Source organism: Streptomyces sp. NBC_01549 (genome assembly GCF_026339955.1).
GTDB lineage: Bacteria > Actinomycetota > Actinomycetes > Streptomycetales > Streptomycetaceae > Streptomyces.
Map to the genome: position 1 here is coordinate 463013 of NZ_JAPEPW010000003.1, position 14894 is coordinate 477906.

The following is a 14894-nucleotide window of genomic DNA, read 5'->3' on the forward strand; positions in this document are numbered from 1 at the left end:
CGCCAGAGGCAGGCCGCCCTACATCAGGGCTTCGGTGTAGTCGCATGACGTCTGGTTCGTGATCATCCGAGGCCGAGGAGTGCGAGGGGGCGGCGAGGGTTGCGGGCGTTGCGGCGGAGGCCGGCCGCAATGTTCTTCACTCCGGCCGTGCGGAGGGCTCCGATGGCGAGGTTGCGCCAGGTGGCCATCGCGCGGGGCGCGTTGCCGGTCCGCAGCTGGGAGGCGTCCTCGGCGAAGGTGGTGTCGCGGACATGGTGCAGGGCCTCGATCTTCCAGTGGTCGCGGACGAGTTGGGCGAGCTGGGCCGCGGTGGCCTGCTCGGCGGTCAGGCTGGTGACGGCGTAGACCGTCTTGACGGTGGTCCTGCCGGTCTTGCGGTCAGTGCGCCGGCGCTTGATCTGGACGGCCTGACGGGCTCCGGGGAAGAGGAGGCTGTTCACGGTGGCGACCTTGATCCGGCGGATCTCCGAGCGGCCGTGGCCGATGCCCCGGGTGCGTCCCTGAAGCGGGATGTCCTTCCAGGGAAGGGACTTGAGCTGCCGGCGCAGCTTCTTCTGGTTGCCCTTGACGATCACGATGTAGTGGGCGCCCCGGCCGAGGAGGTAGTCGGCGTGCTCGCGCTGGGTGTGCATCGCGTCGCTGGTGACGACGGTTCCTGCCAGGTCGGCGACGGTGTCCAGTAGCGGCTTGAAGCAGGTGATCTCGTTCGTCTTCTCGCCGACGTCCAGCTGAGCCAGGACCAGGCCAGTGGCGTGCTCCAGCGCGGCGAGCAGGTGGATCTTGCGGCCCTTGGTTCTGGCCGCGCCGCGCAGGCTTTTGCCGTCCACTGCGAGGCCGCGCAGCCCGGTCGCCTTCGGGCGGCGGTCGGCGAGCCAGCGTCCGACCGCCCGGTCCAGCGCGTCGCCGTCGATGCGGGCCAGCAGCCGCCGGACCGTCGTTTCCGCAGGCAGCAACCGCTTCGGGAACAGTGGGTCGAGGCGTATGCCGAGGCGTTCCAGGATGTGCGGCGGGGCGTCGGCGATCCACTCGCTGACTGCCAGCACAGAAGTCGCCCCCGCCAGAACCGCGCACGCGGTCAGCGCGAGCACAGTAACCAGAGCGTGCCGTACACCGCACGGGTCTCGCGGGTCGGGCACCTCGGCCAGCCGCTCCAGCAAGCGCGGGACCTCGTCGGATACGGCCTCGGGATACTCGCGGAGCTGGTCAAGGGCAGGCGGGATCAGCGATGATGCGTCGACAGGCACGGTCTTCCACTCGGATCACGGGGCGTAGAGAACATCCCAATGCCGTTGTCAAACCGCAGGTGCGACACTCGGTACGGACTGATAGCACACTCCGTCACGGATCATCGCCCACAGGACGTTCACCCTCCGCCGCGCGAGCGTGATCAGGGCTTGCTTGTGCCCCTTGCCCTCGGTGCGTTTGCGGTCGTAGTAGATCCGCGACGCCGGGCAGGATTTGAGGCTCGCCATCGCCGACAGGTAGAACACCCGCAGCAGGCCGCGGTGGTAGCGCCGCGGGCGGTGGTGGTTGCCGCTGATGCGGCCGGAGTCGCGGGCAGCGGGGGCCACGCCTCCGTAGCCGGCAAGACGGTCGGCGCTCACGAAGGCGGCCATGTCGCCGCCGGTGGCCGCGATGAACTCGGCGCCGAGCTGGGTGCCCATCCCGGGCAGGCTGCAGATCACTTCGGCGTGCGGGTGCTCACGAAACCGGGCCTCGATGAGCGCATCGAGCTCGGCGATCTCCTCGTCGAGCGCCATCACCCCCTTCGCCAGGCGGACCGCCATGTCGGCGGCCAGTGTCTCGCCGGGCAGGGCGGTGTGCTGAGCCTGCGCCGCGTCCAGGACGGCCTTCGCCAGGGTCGCGGCGCCGCGGACCTTCCGGTTGCGCAGCCAGGTCTCGATGCGCTTCGCGCCGGCACGGCGAATGGCGCCCGGTGTCTGATATCCCGTCAAGAAAATGACGGGGCCCTTGTTGGTCAGGTCCAGCGCGCGTTCCAATGCCGGGAAGAACTCAAGCAGTTGGGCGCGGAGCCGGTTGATCTGGCGGGTGCGGTCGCTCGCCAGATCGGTGCGGCGGGTGGTGAGAATGCGCAGGTCGACAGCTATCTCGTCGCCGGGCCGCAGCAGGCCCAGGTCACGGCGCATGCGAGCTTGGTCGGCGATGACGAAGGCGTCCTTGGCGTCCGTCTTGCCCTCGCCGCGGTAGGTGCCGGAGGCACGGTGCACGGCCAGGCCGGTGAGGTAGGCAATGGGCTGACCGTGGTTGAGCAGCAGACCGATCAGCAACGCAGCACCACCGTGGTTGACGTCCACCGCCCACAGCACTTCCTGGTCGATGTCCAGGACGTCGCCGATCAGCTCCAGCAGGGCCGCCTCGTCATTCAGGACTCGGCGGGACAGCAGACGTTCGCCCCGCTCGTTGATCACCACACAGTGGTGATGCTCCTTGCCGATGTCCATCCCGGCCCAGATCTGGGGCACGGCCACCTCCGTCAGCTCATCGTCAGTCCATCCCGCAGACGACCTCCCTCGTCACCCGCGGCCTCGCAGAGACCGCGCGGCTCGGCCAGGCGATGGCCGCCGACCCGCTGACGTTCTCCGGCCTCGCCGGGGCCGGCGACCTCATCGCCACCTGTTTCTCGCCGCTATCCCGGAACCGGACCTTCGGCGAGCATCTCGGGCAGGGAATGAGCGTGGAGGAAGCCACGACGGAGACCGGGCAGACGACTGAGGGTGTGAAGTCGTGCCGGGCCATCCTGGACCTGTCACGGGTCCATGGGGTTGAGATGCCGATCACCGAGGTCGTCGCCGCGGTGATCGACGGCACTACCATCGTCCCGGACGCGGCCGCCGCCGCACATATATACGCACGACTCGAACGTGCGGCTACGACCGGGCCGCAACCGTCACAGCCTGGTGACCGCTCACCCGGCAGGCCGCCTCTTCCCGGCAGCCAGGTCCATGGTGGGGGGCCAGCCGGAGTACGGCGGAAACGTGCCGCTGAGGCAAGAAACCCCAGTTCAGCGGGCTGTGACGCCGTATCAGCCTATCGCGGTAAACGGCGTATTTACCGCGACAGTGGCTGCGGCGACCTGCGGAAACGCGGCCCTGAACGAAGATCAGGTGCCCGCATTTACTGCGGTTGCCTGTGCCAGCCATATTCCGGTTGGCCCCCTTGTACTCTCCGTGAGATCCGCGGGGCCCCACGAGACGGCGGCTGGCCGAACCTCCTACGGCCGCGGAATGTTCGGCATGACGGACCAGGTCTCAACTGCCCTGGACGGCTGTCACGGCTCTACGCTTGGCTCCTCATTCGCCGCATCGCAGCTGGGAGGTTCGTTGTCCACTGTGCCACCCTCTCCGAGCAACAGCCCCGCCCCTCCGCCTGCTCGGCCGCCCCACCCGCAGGCGCCGCGGCCGCCGGTGCGGCGCCGGGTGCAGACCTTGTTCCAGGGGACGAGTCAAACGGTCAAGGTGGCCATCGTGGGTGGTGTCTTCACGCTTGCGAGTGCCGTGGTAGCGGGCGTGTGCGCCATTGTCGTCGCGCTCATCCCTGCCGTCTGGAACGACAACAAAGACGACGGGCACTCCGGCTCGTCCGCGTCGACTCCCCCAGCGGTGTCGACAACGCACCCTGAGCAGTCTTCGGCAGCGCCATCTGCGTCGCAGTCGCCCCAGGAGCCCAAGGTCAGCATTGCCTCGTGGACCGAGACTTCCTCAACATCGTCGACCAAAACGTACGTCTTCTCCGGCACGGTAACGGCCCTGACGGCTCTTGCCGAAATTCACATCATCGTCCAACCGCCTGAAGCTTCATCCTCTGCGAGCACCAGTACCGAACCGGGGGCGAAGTGGCTCGTCTCGCCTGAAGCGGAGATCCTCAAGGACAACCGGTGGAAAGTCACTTGGACTCTCAACCAGCCTCCCACGAGCGGACGTTGGGTTGCTGTGATCATCGAAGTACCGGAGACCGCCCCGTCGGGCGTACCGACGTGCCTCCCCGGTCCGCCTGGCTGCACCCTCACCCAGCACCTCGAATGGGAAGGACCGGACGCCCAGGGCGTCCTTGCCACCGCCACGGCAACGCCTGGTGTAAACCGCCCAAGGCCGAGTCGGTGAGTGGGCACTCGGACAGCCCAACGAAGCGATGAGAACGGGGAAACGACGTATCTGACTATTCGAAAGCTACCCGTTGGTTGCCTTTTCCCTGGTGGACAGAGGGTAGGAGTCCGGGATGTCGCACACTCCGTGCGGTCCCTGGGGCGGTACGCCCGGCCCGGCGTCGACGCGGTCGCCTGGCACATCGCCGAACGCGACCCCGCCGCTCGTCGTCGGGGTTGGTCACAGCGGCCTACGGCACGTTTCCGGCGTATTCCGGTTGGCCTCCTACTACGGCGAGATGGAAATGCGCCGGCACGACAAAACCTCCACCCCTCGAGCCGAACGAGGTCTGCTCCACGGCTACTGGCTGCTGTCCGGCTACGGCCTGCGCGCCTCCCGCGCCCTCGTCTGGCTGGCCATAGCCATGCTCACCACCATCCTGCTCCTGATGGCCTTCGGCATCCCCCGCCACTCCCCCAAGCAGGAAGCCACCGGCACGGTCCACGCAGGTGGCGGCCGCGTCACCTTCACTCTCGATAGGGACGACCCGCAGAACCCGACCATCGATCGGTTCACGGGCAAGCGATTCGAGAAAGCCCTCAACGGCGCTGTCACGTTGGCTGACCGGGTGGGATGATCTTCGGGTTGATCTGCTGTAGGGGGGTTGTCGGTGGGCAGTGCGTCGCCGTCGTACAGGGGGCACCGGTACCCGGTCGAGGTGATCTCCCACTGCGTGTGGCTGTACTTCCGCTTCCCGTTCAACTTCCGCGAGGTCGAGGAGCTGATGCTCCAGCGAGGCGTCATCGTCTCCTACGAGACAGTGCGCCGCTGGTGCGCCACGTTCGGCCAGGCCTACGCGAACGGACTGCGCCGCCGCCGGCCCCGGCCCGGGGATAAATGGCATCTGGACGAGGTGTTCGTCAGGATCAACGGGGAGCTGAAGTACCTGTGGCGGGCCGTCGACCAGGACGGCAACGTGCTCGACATCCTCGTGCAGAACCGGCGGGACAAGGCCGCGGCCCGGCGCTTCTTCCGCCGTCTGATGAAGAGGACGCGTGCGGTGCCGCGGGGGGTCGTCACGGACAAGCTGCGTTCCTACGGCGCGGCCCACCGTGAGGTCATGCCCTCCGTCGAGCACCGCTCGCACAAGGGACTGAACAACCCGGCCGAGAACAGCCACCAGCCCACCAGGCAGCGTGAACGCGCGATGAAGGGCTTCCGCAGTACCGGTGGAGCCCAGCGGTTCCTGTCCGCGTTCAGCGGCATCTCACCCCACTTCCGACCCCACCGCCACCTGATGACAGCCTTCGACCACCGAGCCGAGATGACCATCCGCTTCGCCATCTGGGACCAGATCACCGGCACTGCCAACCGGCCCGCCACGACCTGACCACAGGCCCGGACCGCAGACCCACCACACCCCGACGCACCATCAGACAGTCACGCACCCAACAACGTGACAACGCCCTTCGGACAGGGAGGAAGATTCTCGATCACCCCGCCAGCGTATCCGGCCTCGCTCTCCGTCCCGACAGGACGATAAGGCCCCGGTGGCCGCCAGGCCGCCGCAGTCTTCGTGGTCCCGGTGCCGCTTTCGCGGTCCGCGCTGTCGCGTACGCCTTGATGATGGCGAGGCGGGTGGAGGAGTCCTCCACGATGCACTTCTCGTCAGCGAACGCAGCGATCAGCGCCTACATGGCGATGTGGTTGACCGAGCGGGGTTGGCCGTGGCCGGTGGAGCGGGCGTCGGCCCAGCTGCCGGTCTCGCTGGAGGTGCCAGGGTGACCTTCTCCAGTCCGCACGGCGGTGATGCGGCGTGCGTGCCCGGTGGTCTGCCACATCCTGGTGGCGAGGTGGCGATAGGTGTCGCTGTCGGACGGGCGGGGCTTGCGGCCCGCGTGGACCTGCCAGGTCAACGCCTGGGCAGACGGCCCCATCGCGATCGCCGACTTCTGCCGCGCGGCCCTGCACCGCCCATAGTCCGCCGGCCGCCGCCGCGACGCCGACGGCGATACCGGCCGCCGGTCCGCGCAGCTGCGTCATGACGGCCTCGCTGATGATCGCCGTCGCCACCACTGCCTGCCCAGCGTGGCGTTGCAGCATCTCCCCCAGTGTCATGGTGATCACCGTAGTCGGCGGACGCGGCCGTCCCGGCAGGGCCCGGTCCCGCTCCCTTTCACAGCGTCAGCGCGCCTGTGCGTCTCATGACGGCGGTGGGGCCGGGCGACCGGCCTTCCGGTCGGCTACGGCGCCATTCGGGCGAGTCCTTGGACGAACTGCGCCGTCTCGGTCTTCAGACCCTCGGCCTCTTCACGGGAGATGTGGCGGGCAGCCCTCGCCGCTGCTTCCCGGGGCAGGAGACGGGTGTTGAAGGGGCTGCAGGCCGACAGGAGGGCAGTGCCGAAGTCGTGTGCCGCGCGGGACAGCTGGACCTGGTTGTCCGGCAGGGCGGCCGCGAAGTCGAGTTCGCGGGCTTTGTCAGCGATCGTCCGCTGCTCCGAGCGGACGGCCTGCGCGGCCTGCCAGGCGATGTAGGCCACGGCGACGGCAGTCGGCATCACCCCGGCTGCCCCCTCCGGGGTGGTCAGCTCGTCGAGGCCCATGTCGAGCCACCACAGAAGGACCGGCGTCAGGGCGAGCGCGAGCACGGGCCAGGCGAGCGCCGACCACCACACCGCGGCGGCCAGGCGGCGACGTACGGCACCCGATGTCAGGGGCAGCACAGGGGGTCTTGGTCCGCCATGGGGATCATCATGCCTCCTGGGTCCGAAACGGCCTGCCGGAGCATCGAAGGCCGGGCACTGTCGTCGACGGGTGCACCCCACCATTTCGACGTGACGGCGGGGAGTGAGCCGACGGGCCCGCTTGCGACAATAGGGTCATCCGCTCCAGGGGACTCTTGCGAGAACGAGTCCCCGGACGTCGGCGGCGCCCGTCGCCCGGAGCCGGAGCGCGACGTGCTGGAGCTGCGATCCGCTGGTGAACACGTCGTCGACGAGCAGGATGGTGGCTCCCTTGATGTCGACGGTGTCTCCGGTCCAGGTCAGGGCGGCGGCATGCGCGGTCGCGGCCGCACGCTTCTCGTCCAGAGTGCGGTTCGCGGACCGGGCCGTCTCAGCCTGCTTCACCAGCCGGTGCGCGCCCGGCGGGCTGAGCGGGAAGGCTCGGGTCACGTCCTCCGTGTAGGCGGCATCCATGATCGCCTCGATGTGCTGGATCGGCTGGCGGCCGGTGTGGGTGGGGTTGCCGACAACGTGGTCGACGCCCCGCATCTGATCGGGGTGGCTTTCCATCCAGCCGACGAGGAGCCGGCCGAAGATCATCGCCCAGCCGGCCCTCCCCTCGTACTTCAGCTTGTGGATCTTGTCGCGCAGGGCTCCGGAGTACATGGCCACCGCGTCGACGCGGGAGAACCCCCGCTCGGCTTCCGGTAGCGCGCATACCCGGTTGCCGCACTGCTTGCCGGGCGCGACGGCCTGGGAGCAGACCGGGCAGTGGGGCTCGGCGACGGGCTGGAGGGTGCGGCCGGCGCAGTCGGAGCACAGGCGGGCGGTGCCGGTGATGCGGTAGGCGCACACCGGGCAGTCGGGGAAGCCTGCGGGATCCGGGAGACCTGCCGTCACAGGCCGGCCAGGGCGAGCTGCTGGCGCTGCTGGCCGGCTGCCTGGATGTCCGCAGCCTGGCCGAGGCGGTCCGTGATGTCGCTGGAGGCGGTGACCAGGATCGCCCGGTCCTCGTCCAGCATCTTCTGGGCCCAGGGCTGGGTGTCGGCGAGGGAGCGGATCAGGAAGACGAGCTTGCCGTGCTCGGCGGCCAGGCGGGCCTGCATCTTGGCGCCCGACGTGCTGGAGGCCTCGATGACGACGCTGCCCAGGGTGGTGCCGGACGTGACGACGTTGCGGCGCGGGAAGGTGTACTTCGCCGGGGGGCTCGTGGGCCAAAACTGGCTCAGCAGCGCTCCGCCGGAGGCGAGGATCGCCTTCGCGAGCGGTCGGTTCTCGGCCGGGTAGATCGGGGCGGCGATGCCGGTGCCCATGACGGCGAAGGTCCGGCCGCCTGCGCTGAGCGTGGCCTGGTGGGCGGCGGCGTCGACGCCCCTCGCGAGGCCGCTGGCAATCACGACGTCGTGTTCGACGAGCTCGCGGGCCATCCGGGCCGCCCGGCGCAGCCCGTCCTCGGAGGCCTGACGGGTGCCGACGACGGCGATGGAGCGGGCGTCGCGCTGATCGAGCTCGCCGCGGTAGAAGAGGAACGGCGGCAGGTTGCCGATCAGCCGCAGGTTCGCCGGGTAGTCCTTGTCCAAGACCGTGACCAGGCGCGCGTCGGCCTTGCTGGCCGCGGCGAGCTCGTCGTCGACGCGGGCACGGGCATCGTCCAGCCCGGCGGCCAGGGCCTGCTGCAGCAAGGGGCGGTTCTTCGTCGCGGCACGCGAGTCCTCGTGAAGCTGTCCGTCCATGAGCGCGGCCAGGCCCTCGCGGCTCTGGGCGCTGCGGGCGAGCAGGCTCCAGTCCAGGGTGGCGTCGCCGGTGCGCAGCGCGCACAGGGTCAGCAGATCGTGCTGGTCAGCGGTGACATTGAGGTCCATCGGGTGTCCTTCTACTCGTGGCCCCGGGATGTTCGAAGGATGAAGCGGTGTCTCGGGCCACTTCCATCATGGCGTACGCGGCCCCCGTACGGGCGGGAAGGGGCCCTCGGGCCGGTTCCTCAGGCGTGCCGCCGCTGTTCCACGCGGGCCAGGGCTTCGGCGAGCTGAGTGGCCCCGCCGGGCGCCGCGACCGGCTCCCAGATGATCCCTGTCGCCAGACAGATGCCGCTGACCAGGCGCTCGGTCTCGCTGGTGTCGTACCACTGCTCGACTTGTCCGGGCAGGGCGATCCACCACAGGACGGTGGTCGTCTTCCCGGCCGGAAGGAGGTACTCGCCTCGCCAGACGAGGGGGTACGCGTGCTGCTGGAGGTGGGTGAGCATCTGGCCGAGGTGCTGCTGCCGGGCGTTCTTGTAGGAGGTCATGGGTGAGCGGGTGCCGGCGGGAACCGGGCGCGGTGCCGGATGGGCCATGCGGGCCGTGGTCGGCTCGGGGGCCGGGGGCTCGGCGGCGGCTTCCTCGGCGGCGGCGAAATGCTCCATGGCCGCCGTCAGGGACATAGACGGCCCCTCCCCCGCTCCTCCAGGGCCCGAGGTCGTCTGGAAGTCCGCCAGGGTGATGTTGTTGGTGGTGAAGGGGTCGATCGTGACGCCGGGGCGTAGCCGGTAGACGGTGTGGCGCGAGGGGTACTTTCCGATGGTCAGGGCGATGACCCTCGCTGCTCCGGCCTCGCTGAGGAGGGTGCGGGCCCATTCGACGTACTTGCCTTCGGTGGTGAAGTCGTCGAAGACGATCACCGTCTTGCCGGCGATCTTCTTCTTGTAGGCCGGGTTGACTCGTACGGTGCGGGCCTGGGCGGCGATGGAGGGCGATCCGATCGGCGCCGACGGGGCATGCTGGTATCCGTACGAGAGGGCCGGGAGGTTCTGGCATGCGATGGTGGGCCAAGGCGTGGATGGTCGCCGGGGTGTTCGTCCTGGCGGCCTGCAGCTCTTCGGCGGGCGGCCGATCTGCGGGAGTGCCGTCCGGGAGCCGTCCGGCAGGGCCGTCGACCAATACTCCGACGCCTCCCTCAGCGCCCCGGTCCACGGTGCCCTCCTCGATCAGACCCGCCAGCCCGAGCGGACCGAGCCCGTCAGCGTCGGCCACCACGCCCTCCCCTTCGGCGGCCGGCTGTGCCGCCGGGCGCGCGAAGGTCACCGTCAGCCCCGGTGACGCGGTCACACAGTGGTTGTGCGTGCGGCCAGGGACGGTGGTGTCCCTCGTCCTGCGGCCGCGCACCGACGACAAGCGGTGGACGGCCGTACAGAGTTCCGCACCCGTCTTCGTCCTCGCGTCCGGATGGCAGCTGGACACGGGCGGCACCGCCCACGCCTCGCTACGGTGCGCAGGCACCCGGGGCGGTACGTCCGACGTCACCGCGCTGGCGAAGGCACCGGACGTGGCGGGCGCGCCACGCGTCGCCTTCACGCTCCACGTGACTGTGGTGCCGTACACGACGGAGGGGTGACCCCCGAAAGCCGGGATCACCCCTCCCATCACTGTCGGCCATGCATACGCGTCAGCCGCAGTCACGCACCTTGATGCTGTAGATGCCGCGGCCATGGGTGGCCGCGTACAGCGTCTTGCCGTCGGGGCTCAGCTTCAGCTGGAGCACGGCGACAGCCGGGAGGTTGCCGACGCGCTGCCACGTCGTACGGCCCGGCGCCCGGTAGACGACGCCGAGGTCGGTGGCGACGGCGAGGCCGCCGTTCGGCGTGACGACCGCGGAGTTGGTCGGTACGTCGGGGAGGTTCTTCGAGACGTCCTTCCAGGTGGTGCCGCCGTCCTTGGACTCGAAGACGTGACCGACGCCCGCACCCGGACCCTCGGTCCAGTGCCGGGAGAAGCCGTTGACCGCGAGGAAGACGTGGTCGGCGTTCTTGGGGTCGATGGCGAAGCCGCTGAGGTAGCGGTTGGGCACGGTGCCGTCCGCGCCGGTGGCCGGGAGGGTGATGTCGTGCCAGCCGGTGCCGTCCGCGCTGCCGACGGAGATGCCGCGGGCGAAGCCCTGGTTATTGCAGGGTCCGCACCAGGCCGCGTACACCTTGCCGCCCGAGGCCGCGACTGCGGTCGCGGTACGGCCGGCGCCGAGGTCGTAGACGCTGGTCCACTCGGAGCCGCTGCGGATGGCGTAGCCGTGGGTCTGGACCCAGACGTGCCGGCCGCCGGCGATCCAGGTTGAGCTGTTCTTCGCGTCGGCGGCGAGCGGGGCGATGAAGCGGGCCTCGCTGGTGGCGTTGTCGGCCGGGGCGACGTTGTACGAGGTGACCTTGCTGGAGTCAGTGGTCCAGGAGCCGTCGTTGACGGCGCAGTTCTGGGTGATCTGGACGGCGAGGTAGACGTACTCCTCGGCAATGTTGCAGCCGTTGGCTGGGTCGGTGAGGGTGTCGCCGCCGTCGCCGCCGAAGTTGGAGCCCATCACCGTGTCGTTGCTGCGCAGGACGGACTGGCCGTTGTCCTGCAGGCCCCCGGTGACGGAGACGCCGCCGTGGGTCAGGTCCCTGCCGACGCCCACCGAGTAGTACTGCAGGGTGTCGATCGTGCCGTCATTGAGTGAGGTCCAGTCGGTGGCGTGCCCGGAGGAGTCCTGCGAGCCGCTGACCGGGCGCTTGTAGACACCACCGTCGTTGCCCACGTACACGAAGCTCTTGCCGTGGTAGCTGCCGATCGCGACGCCGTGCTGGTCTGAGTGGGTGGTCTGGTTGCAGTCGCCCGTCTGCTTGGCCGGGTCGATGCTCCAGCAGGAGAACCCGAAGTTCCAGTACGGGCCGACGGTCGACCAGTTACTACCGCCGTCCTTGGTCTCGTAGACCTCTTCGAGGCCGGCGTAGACGTGTTCCGCGTTCGCCGGGTCGACGGTCAGGAACTGGTTGTACCAAGCCTGCACGCCGGGCATGTAACCGCTGGAGGTCAGCGCCGAGCCGTCGGCGGCCAGTCCCTTGTAGTCGGCGATCTGTGTCCAAGGACCGGTCGGGGAACCGGACTTGGAGACGTAAATTCCCTCCAGACCGCTGTCCGGGTTGGTGTTCAGCTGCTCCGGGGACTGGTCGATGGCGTAGTAGCGGGAGCCGTCGGCGGACCGGGCGAAGGTGACGTTGCCGACGTTGTCCGCGTCGGCCGGCAGGTCGCCCAGGCCGCTGGTGATCCGCGTCCAGGTGCCGTTCACCTTGGTGTAGAAGCCGTTGTAGTCGTCACCGCTGCGCCAGCCGACCGCGAGAACCACCTTGGAGGGGTCCTTCGGATCGATCGCGATGTCGTTGGCGATGTTCTTGTACGCAGCCGAGGCGTCGCTCGCCAGTGAACCGCCGGGCAGGTAGTCGGGGTTGGGCGCGAACTCCAGCTTCCAGGCGCCGCTGAGCTTCTTGGTGGAGTGGCTCCATACGCCCTCGCTCGTCGCCGCCCACACCTTGCCGCCACCGAAGCGCAGCTCGTGGATGGTGGTGGACTCCAGCTCGTCACCGCCTACCCGGCTGCGCGCGGAAAACGTGCCATGGTGCGGGTCGGACACCACGTAGACACCGCTGCCAAGGTAGGCGTCCGCGTTGGTCGTCGCCTCACCGGTGCCCAGCCACAGCCGCCCGCCGTCGTCGAGTGCGAGCGCGCCGGTGGACTGCGAGGACAGCTTGTCGCTGATGGGCTGCCAGCGGCCGCCTCCGGTGTGCGAGCGCCACACCCCGCCGCCCGCACTGCCCGCGTACACGTATCCGTCGTCGTCGGCGGCCATCGCCGCCATCCGGCCGGTGACGTTGCCCGAGCCGCCGCTGGAGTTGGAGTCGTAGTCGCGGTAACGCGCATCGTCGGAGTTGTACGGCAGGTCCGTGACGTTCCGCCAACTGCCGCCGGTGCTGAGCAGGTCGGTCAGACTCTGCCAGGCGGTGCCGTACGCGCCCGGCGCGACGATGCCGGGCGAGGTGCGGGCTTCGGCGTACTGGTCCGCACCCTCGGCTATCTCGTCGGCCTCGTTGCCGTCGTCACCGCCGCCGTCGTCCTCCGCCTTGGCCTTTGGAGTGATGCCGCCCACCGACTGGGCACGTTCGGCGGCGAGTTGGGCGAGTGTGCGGGCACCGAAGGGCGTGCCGTCCGGGCCGGACGCGGCGCCGGCGGGTATCGCGACGAGTGCGGCGGATGCGGTGATGGCGCAGATCGTGAGCCATCGTCTCTTACGGGTTGGTGCTGACACCAGGTCCTCCCAAAACGGGCACGGGATACAGCTGTCGGGGACGACCCGATCACCGGTGGCGGGAGGTGTCCGGCATTTGGACAAGTCTTTGACCAGAACCTGCCACCGCACATGGCCAAAAGCCGACCGGCGGCGTTGTCACGTTGTTGGGTGTGTGGGTGCCTGATGGCGTGTCGGGGCGTGGTGGGGCCCGGGTGCCGGCCTGTGGTCAGGCCTTGGTGGGCCGACTGGCAGCGCCGGTGATCTGGTCCCAGATGGCGAAGCGGATGGTCATCTCGGCTCGGTGTTGGGATGCGGTCATCAGGTGGCGGTGGGGTCGGAAGTAGGGTGAGATGCCGCTGAACGCGGACAGGAACCGCTGGGCCGCGCCGACGGAGCGGAAGCCCTTCATCGCGCGTTCACGCTGCCTCGTCGGCTGGTGGGAGTTCTCGGCCCGGTTGTTCAGTCCCTTATGGGAGCGGTGCTCCACCGAGTGCATGACCTCGCGGTGAGCCGCGCCGTAGGAACGCAGCTTGTCGGTGACGATCACCCTCGGCACCGCCCGGGTCTTCTTCATCAGGCCGCGGAAGAACCGTCTGGCCGCCGCCTTGTCCCGCCGATTCTGTACGAGGATGTCGAGCACGTTGCCGTCCTGGTCGACGGCCCGCCACAGGTACTTTCGTACCCCGTTGATCTTGATGAACACCTCGTCCAGATGCCACTTGTCGCCGGGCCGGGTACGGCGGCGGCGCAGTCCGTTCGCGTAGGCCTGGCCGAACTTGGCGCACCAGCGGCGGATCGTTTCGTGGGAGACGATCACGCCGCGCTGGAGCATCAGCTCCTCGACCTCGCGGTAGGACAGAGGGAAGCGGAAATACAGCCACACGCAGTGGGAGATCACCTCGACCGGGTACCGGTGACCCATGTACGCCGACGGCACAGGCAACACCAGCGATCCCCTCCCAGCATGATCAACACAGAGATCATCCCACCCAGTCAGCCAACGTGACAGTGCCGTGTACCCGGCCCGAGAAGCCACTGCAGTCCGGACAGAGGGCCCCGGCCGCCCGGCCTCTTGCCACCACGTCGACCGTGCCAAAAACGGCCGTCACCGCCTCGACGGTCAGATCGTCGATCCCGTCGAACACCAGCGAGTCCCAGAACGATACGTCGGCCTGCATGACCAGCACTGTCACCGGCCACAGCCACATACGACGGAGATCTACGGATACCTGACGGAGCGTCACTACCCGCTGTTTGTCGGCACGGCGTAGGCGGTCTCAGAACCCATCCTTAAACCCGCAGGGCGAAGCAGTGCGGGCTTGTGACTCGTCGGAGGGGATGTGAGAGAAGAAGGACGGGCCCGGGCAGGTGGGTTGATCGGTCCGCGAGTCTTGATCGCTACCGAGCCTGCTGATTAGCTGGCCAGCATGTCTGATCTTGGACCCGTCGCCTGGCCACCTGCCCCGATCAGGACCGAGAGGCTCGTGCTCCGTGAGCCCGAGGCCCAGGACCGTGCGACGGTCATCGAGCTGCTGGCCTCGCCAGAGGTGGGCACCTACCTCGGTGGCCCCCGGCCGCGCGATGAGCTCGAGCGCGCGATGCCGGGGGCGCCCAGCCGGCGCCCCGGCCGTTTCATAGTCGATCTCGACGGAGCGATGATCGGCCAGATCACGATCTACAAAGAAACGGGGCACCTTCGTCAGGCTGCTGGGAAAGCTGAGCTCGGCTACTTGTTCCTGCCGCAGACATGGGGACGCGGGTACGCCGCCGAGGCGTGCGCAGCGGCACTCGACTGGTTCGCCGGCGCGCTTCCCGGCGAACCAGTGGTGCTCGCCACCCAGACCGCCAACGTCCGCTCGATGCGCCTCGCGGCGAAGCTGGGGTTCATCGAGGTAGAGCGGTTTGAGGCTTACGGCGCCGAGCAGTGGTTCGGCATGTGGTCCCCGGTCGCGCTGTCCGACTGAGCTCGTGCTCGGCAGTGTCCGCACTCACCGCGATGAAG

At 68.8% G+C, this 14894-nt stretch carries 16 protein-coding genes and 1 pseudogene; 6 read left to right on the top strand and 11 right to left on the bottom strand.

What is annotated here, in order from left to right:
• Positions 1–62: 62 nt before the first annotated feature.
• Positions 63–1244: an ISAs1 family transposase gene (locus OG819_RS48300; RefSeq protein WP_266637930.1), complete on the bottom strand. Its 1182-nt coding sequence runs from the start codon at positions 1242–1244 to the stop codon at positions 63–65.
• 48 nt (positions 1245–1292) lie between these two features.
• Positions 1293–2489: an IS110 family transposase gene (locus OG819_RS48305; RefSeq protein WP_266637924.1), complete on the bottom strand. Its 1197-nt coding sequence runs from the start codon at positions 2487–2489 to the stop codon at positions 1293–1295.
• A gap of 38 nt (positions 2490–2527) precedes the next feature.
• On the opposite strand from OG819_RS48305, the pseudogene OG819_RS48310 reads away from it, so the two are divergent.
• Positions 2528–2839 (top strand): annotated as a pseudogene (locus tag OG819_RS48310) (NAD(P)H-dependent glycerol-3-phosphate dehydrogenase); the annotation flags it as partial.
• 624 nt (positions 2840–3463) lie between these two features.
• On the opposite strand, the gene OG819_RS48315 reads toward OG819_RS48310, so the two are convergent.
• Positions 3464–3757 carry a hypothetical protein gene (locus tag OG819_RS48315; RefSeq protein ID WP_266637932.1) on the bottom strand — a complete coding sequence of 98 codons (294 nt, stop codon included), beginning with the start codon at positions 3755–3757 and terminating at the stop codon, positions 3464–3466.
• 623 nt (positions 3758–4380) lie between these two features.
• On the opposite strand from OG819_RS48315, the gene OG819_RS48320 reads away from it, so the two are divergent.
• Both OG819_RS48320 and OG819_RS48325 read left to right on the top strand, forming a co-directional pair.
• Positions 4381–4740 (top strand): hypothetical protein, encoded by a 360-nt coding sequence (locus OG819_RS48320; RefSeq protein ID WP_323139449.1) that lies wholly within the window; start codon positions 4381–4383, stop codon positions 4738–4740.
• Between the two features lie 27 nt (positions 4741–4767).
• The gene (locus tag OG819_RS48325) at positions 4768–5493 is read left to right on the top strand and encodes an IS6 family transposase (protein ID WP_266656038.1); all 726 of its coding nucleotides are present in this window, start codon (positions 4768–4770) and stop codon (positions 5491–5493) included.
• A gap of 301 nt (positions 5494–5794) precedes the next feature.
• On the opposite strand, the gene OG819_RS48330 is transcribed toward OG819_RS48325, so the two are convergent.
• The 5 genes from OG819_RS48330 to OG819_RS48350 all read right to left on the bottom strand — a co-directional run bounded on the left by OG819_RS48330 (position 5795) and on the right by OG819_RS48350 (position 9485).
• Entirely contained in the window at positions 5795–6040 is a 246-nt protein-coding gene (locus tag OG819_RS48330) for a hypothetical protein (RefSeq protein WP_266637936.1), read from the bottom strand.
• A 306-nt stretch (positions 6041–6346) separates the two neighbouring features.
• Positions 6347–6826 (bottom strand): hypothetical protein, encoded by a 480-nt coding sequence (locus tag OG819_RS48335; RefSeq protein ID WP_266656040.1) that lies wholly within the window; start codon positions 6824–6826, stop codon positions 6347–6349.
• Positions 6827–6982: 156 nt separating this feature from the next.
• A complete protein-coding gene (locus tag OG819_RS48340) occupies positions 6983–7726 on the bottom strand; it encodes a ComF family protein (RefSeq protein WP_266656042.1) in 744 nt (247 codons plus the stop codon).
• Positions 7723–8688, bottom strand: a complete 966-nt coding sequence (locus tag OG819_RS48345; protein WP_266637942.1) for a DNA-processing protein DprA — start codon at positions 8686–8688, stop codon at positions 7723–7725. Before OG819_RS48345 ends, OG819_RS48340 begins: the two co-directional genes overlap by 4 nt.
• A gap of 119 nt (positions 8689–8807) precedes the next feature.
• Positions 8808–9485: a hypothetical protein gene (locus OG819_RS48350; RefSeq protein ID WP_266656044.1), complete on the bottom strand. Its 678-nt coding sequence runs from the start codon at positions 9483–9485 to the stop codon at positions 8808–8810.
• A 34-nt stretch (positions 9486–9519) separates the two neighbouring features.
• On the opposite strand from OG819_RS48350, the gene OG819_RS48355 reads away from it, so the two are divergent.
• The gene (locus OG819_RS48355) at positions 9520–9903 is read left to right on the top strand and encodes a hypothetical protein (protein WP_266637946.1); all 384 of its coding nucleotides are present in this window, start codon (positions 9520–9522) and stop codon (positions 9901–9903) included.
• 22 nt (positions 9904–9925) lie between these two features.
• Positions 9926–10198, top strand: coding sequence for an acetyl-CoA synthetase (locus tag OG819_RS48360; RefSeq protein ID WP_266637948.1), 273 nt, complete (start codon positions 9926–9928; stop codon positions 10196–10198).
• A 51-nt stretch (positions 10199–10249) separates the two neighbouring features.
• Here OG819_RS48360 and OG819_RS48365 read toward each other — a convergent pair whose 3' ends face one another.
• The 3 genes from OG819_RS48365 to OG819_RS48375 form a co-directional block, all read right to left on the bottom strand.
• Positions 10250–12910 carry a glycosyl hydrolase gene (locus tag OG819_RS48365; protein WP_266637950.1) on the bottom strand — a complete coding sequence of 887 codons (2661 nt, stop codon included), beginning with the start codon at positions 12908–12910 and terminating at the stop codon, positions 10250–10252.
• A gap of 208 nt (positions 12911–13118) precedes the next feature.
• The gene (locus tag OG819_RS48370) at positions 13119–13814 is read right to left on the bottom strand and encodes an IS6 family transposase (RefSeq protein ID WP_266656046.1); all 696 of its coding nucleotides are present in this window, start codon (positions 13812–13814) and stop codon (positions 13119–13121) included.
• A gap of 58 nt (positions 13815–13872) precedes the next feature.
• On the bottom strand, positions 13873–14070 hold the full coding sequence (locus OG819_RS48375; RefSeq protein ID WP_266656048.1) for a hypothetical protein: 198 nt from the start codon (positions 14068–14070) through the stop codon (positions 13873–13875).
• 249 nt (positions 14071–14319) lie between these two features.
• On the opposite strand from OG819_RS48375, the gene OG819_RS48380 reads away from it, so the two are divergent.
• Positions 14320–14856, top strand: a complete 537-nt coding sequence (locus tag OG819_RS48380; protein WP_266656050.1) for a GNAT family N-acetyltransferase — start codon at positions 14320–14322, stop codon at positions 14854–14856.
• The last annotated feature ends 38 nt before the right edge of the window (positions 14857–14894 follow it).

Coding starts and splice junctions, on each gene's coding strand:
- OG819_RS48330 (WP_266637936.1), bottom strand. CDS start 6,040: ATGGGGCCGTCTGCCCAGGCGTTGACCTGGCAGGTCCACGCGGGCCGC.
- OG819_RS48345 (WP_266637942.1), bottom strand. CDS start 8,688: ATGGACCTCAATGTCACCGCTGACCAGCACGATCTGCTGACCCTGTGC.
- OG819_RS48370 (WP_266656046.1), bottom strand. CDS start 13,814: ATGGGTCACCGGTACCCGGTCGAGGTGATCTCCCACTGCGTGTGGCTG.
- OG819_RS48375 (WP_266656048.1), bottom strand. CDS start 14,070: ATGCAGGCCGACGTATCGTTCTGGGACTCGCTGGTGTTCGACGGGATC.
- OG819_RS48380 (WP_266656050.1), top strand. CDS start 14,320: ATGTCTGATCTTGGACCCGTCGCCTGGCCACCTGCCCCGATCAGGACC.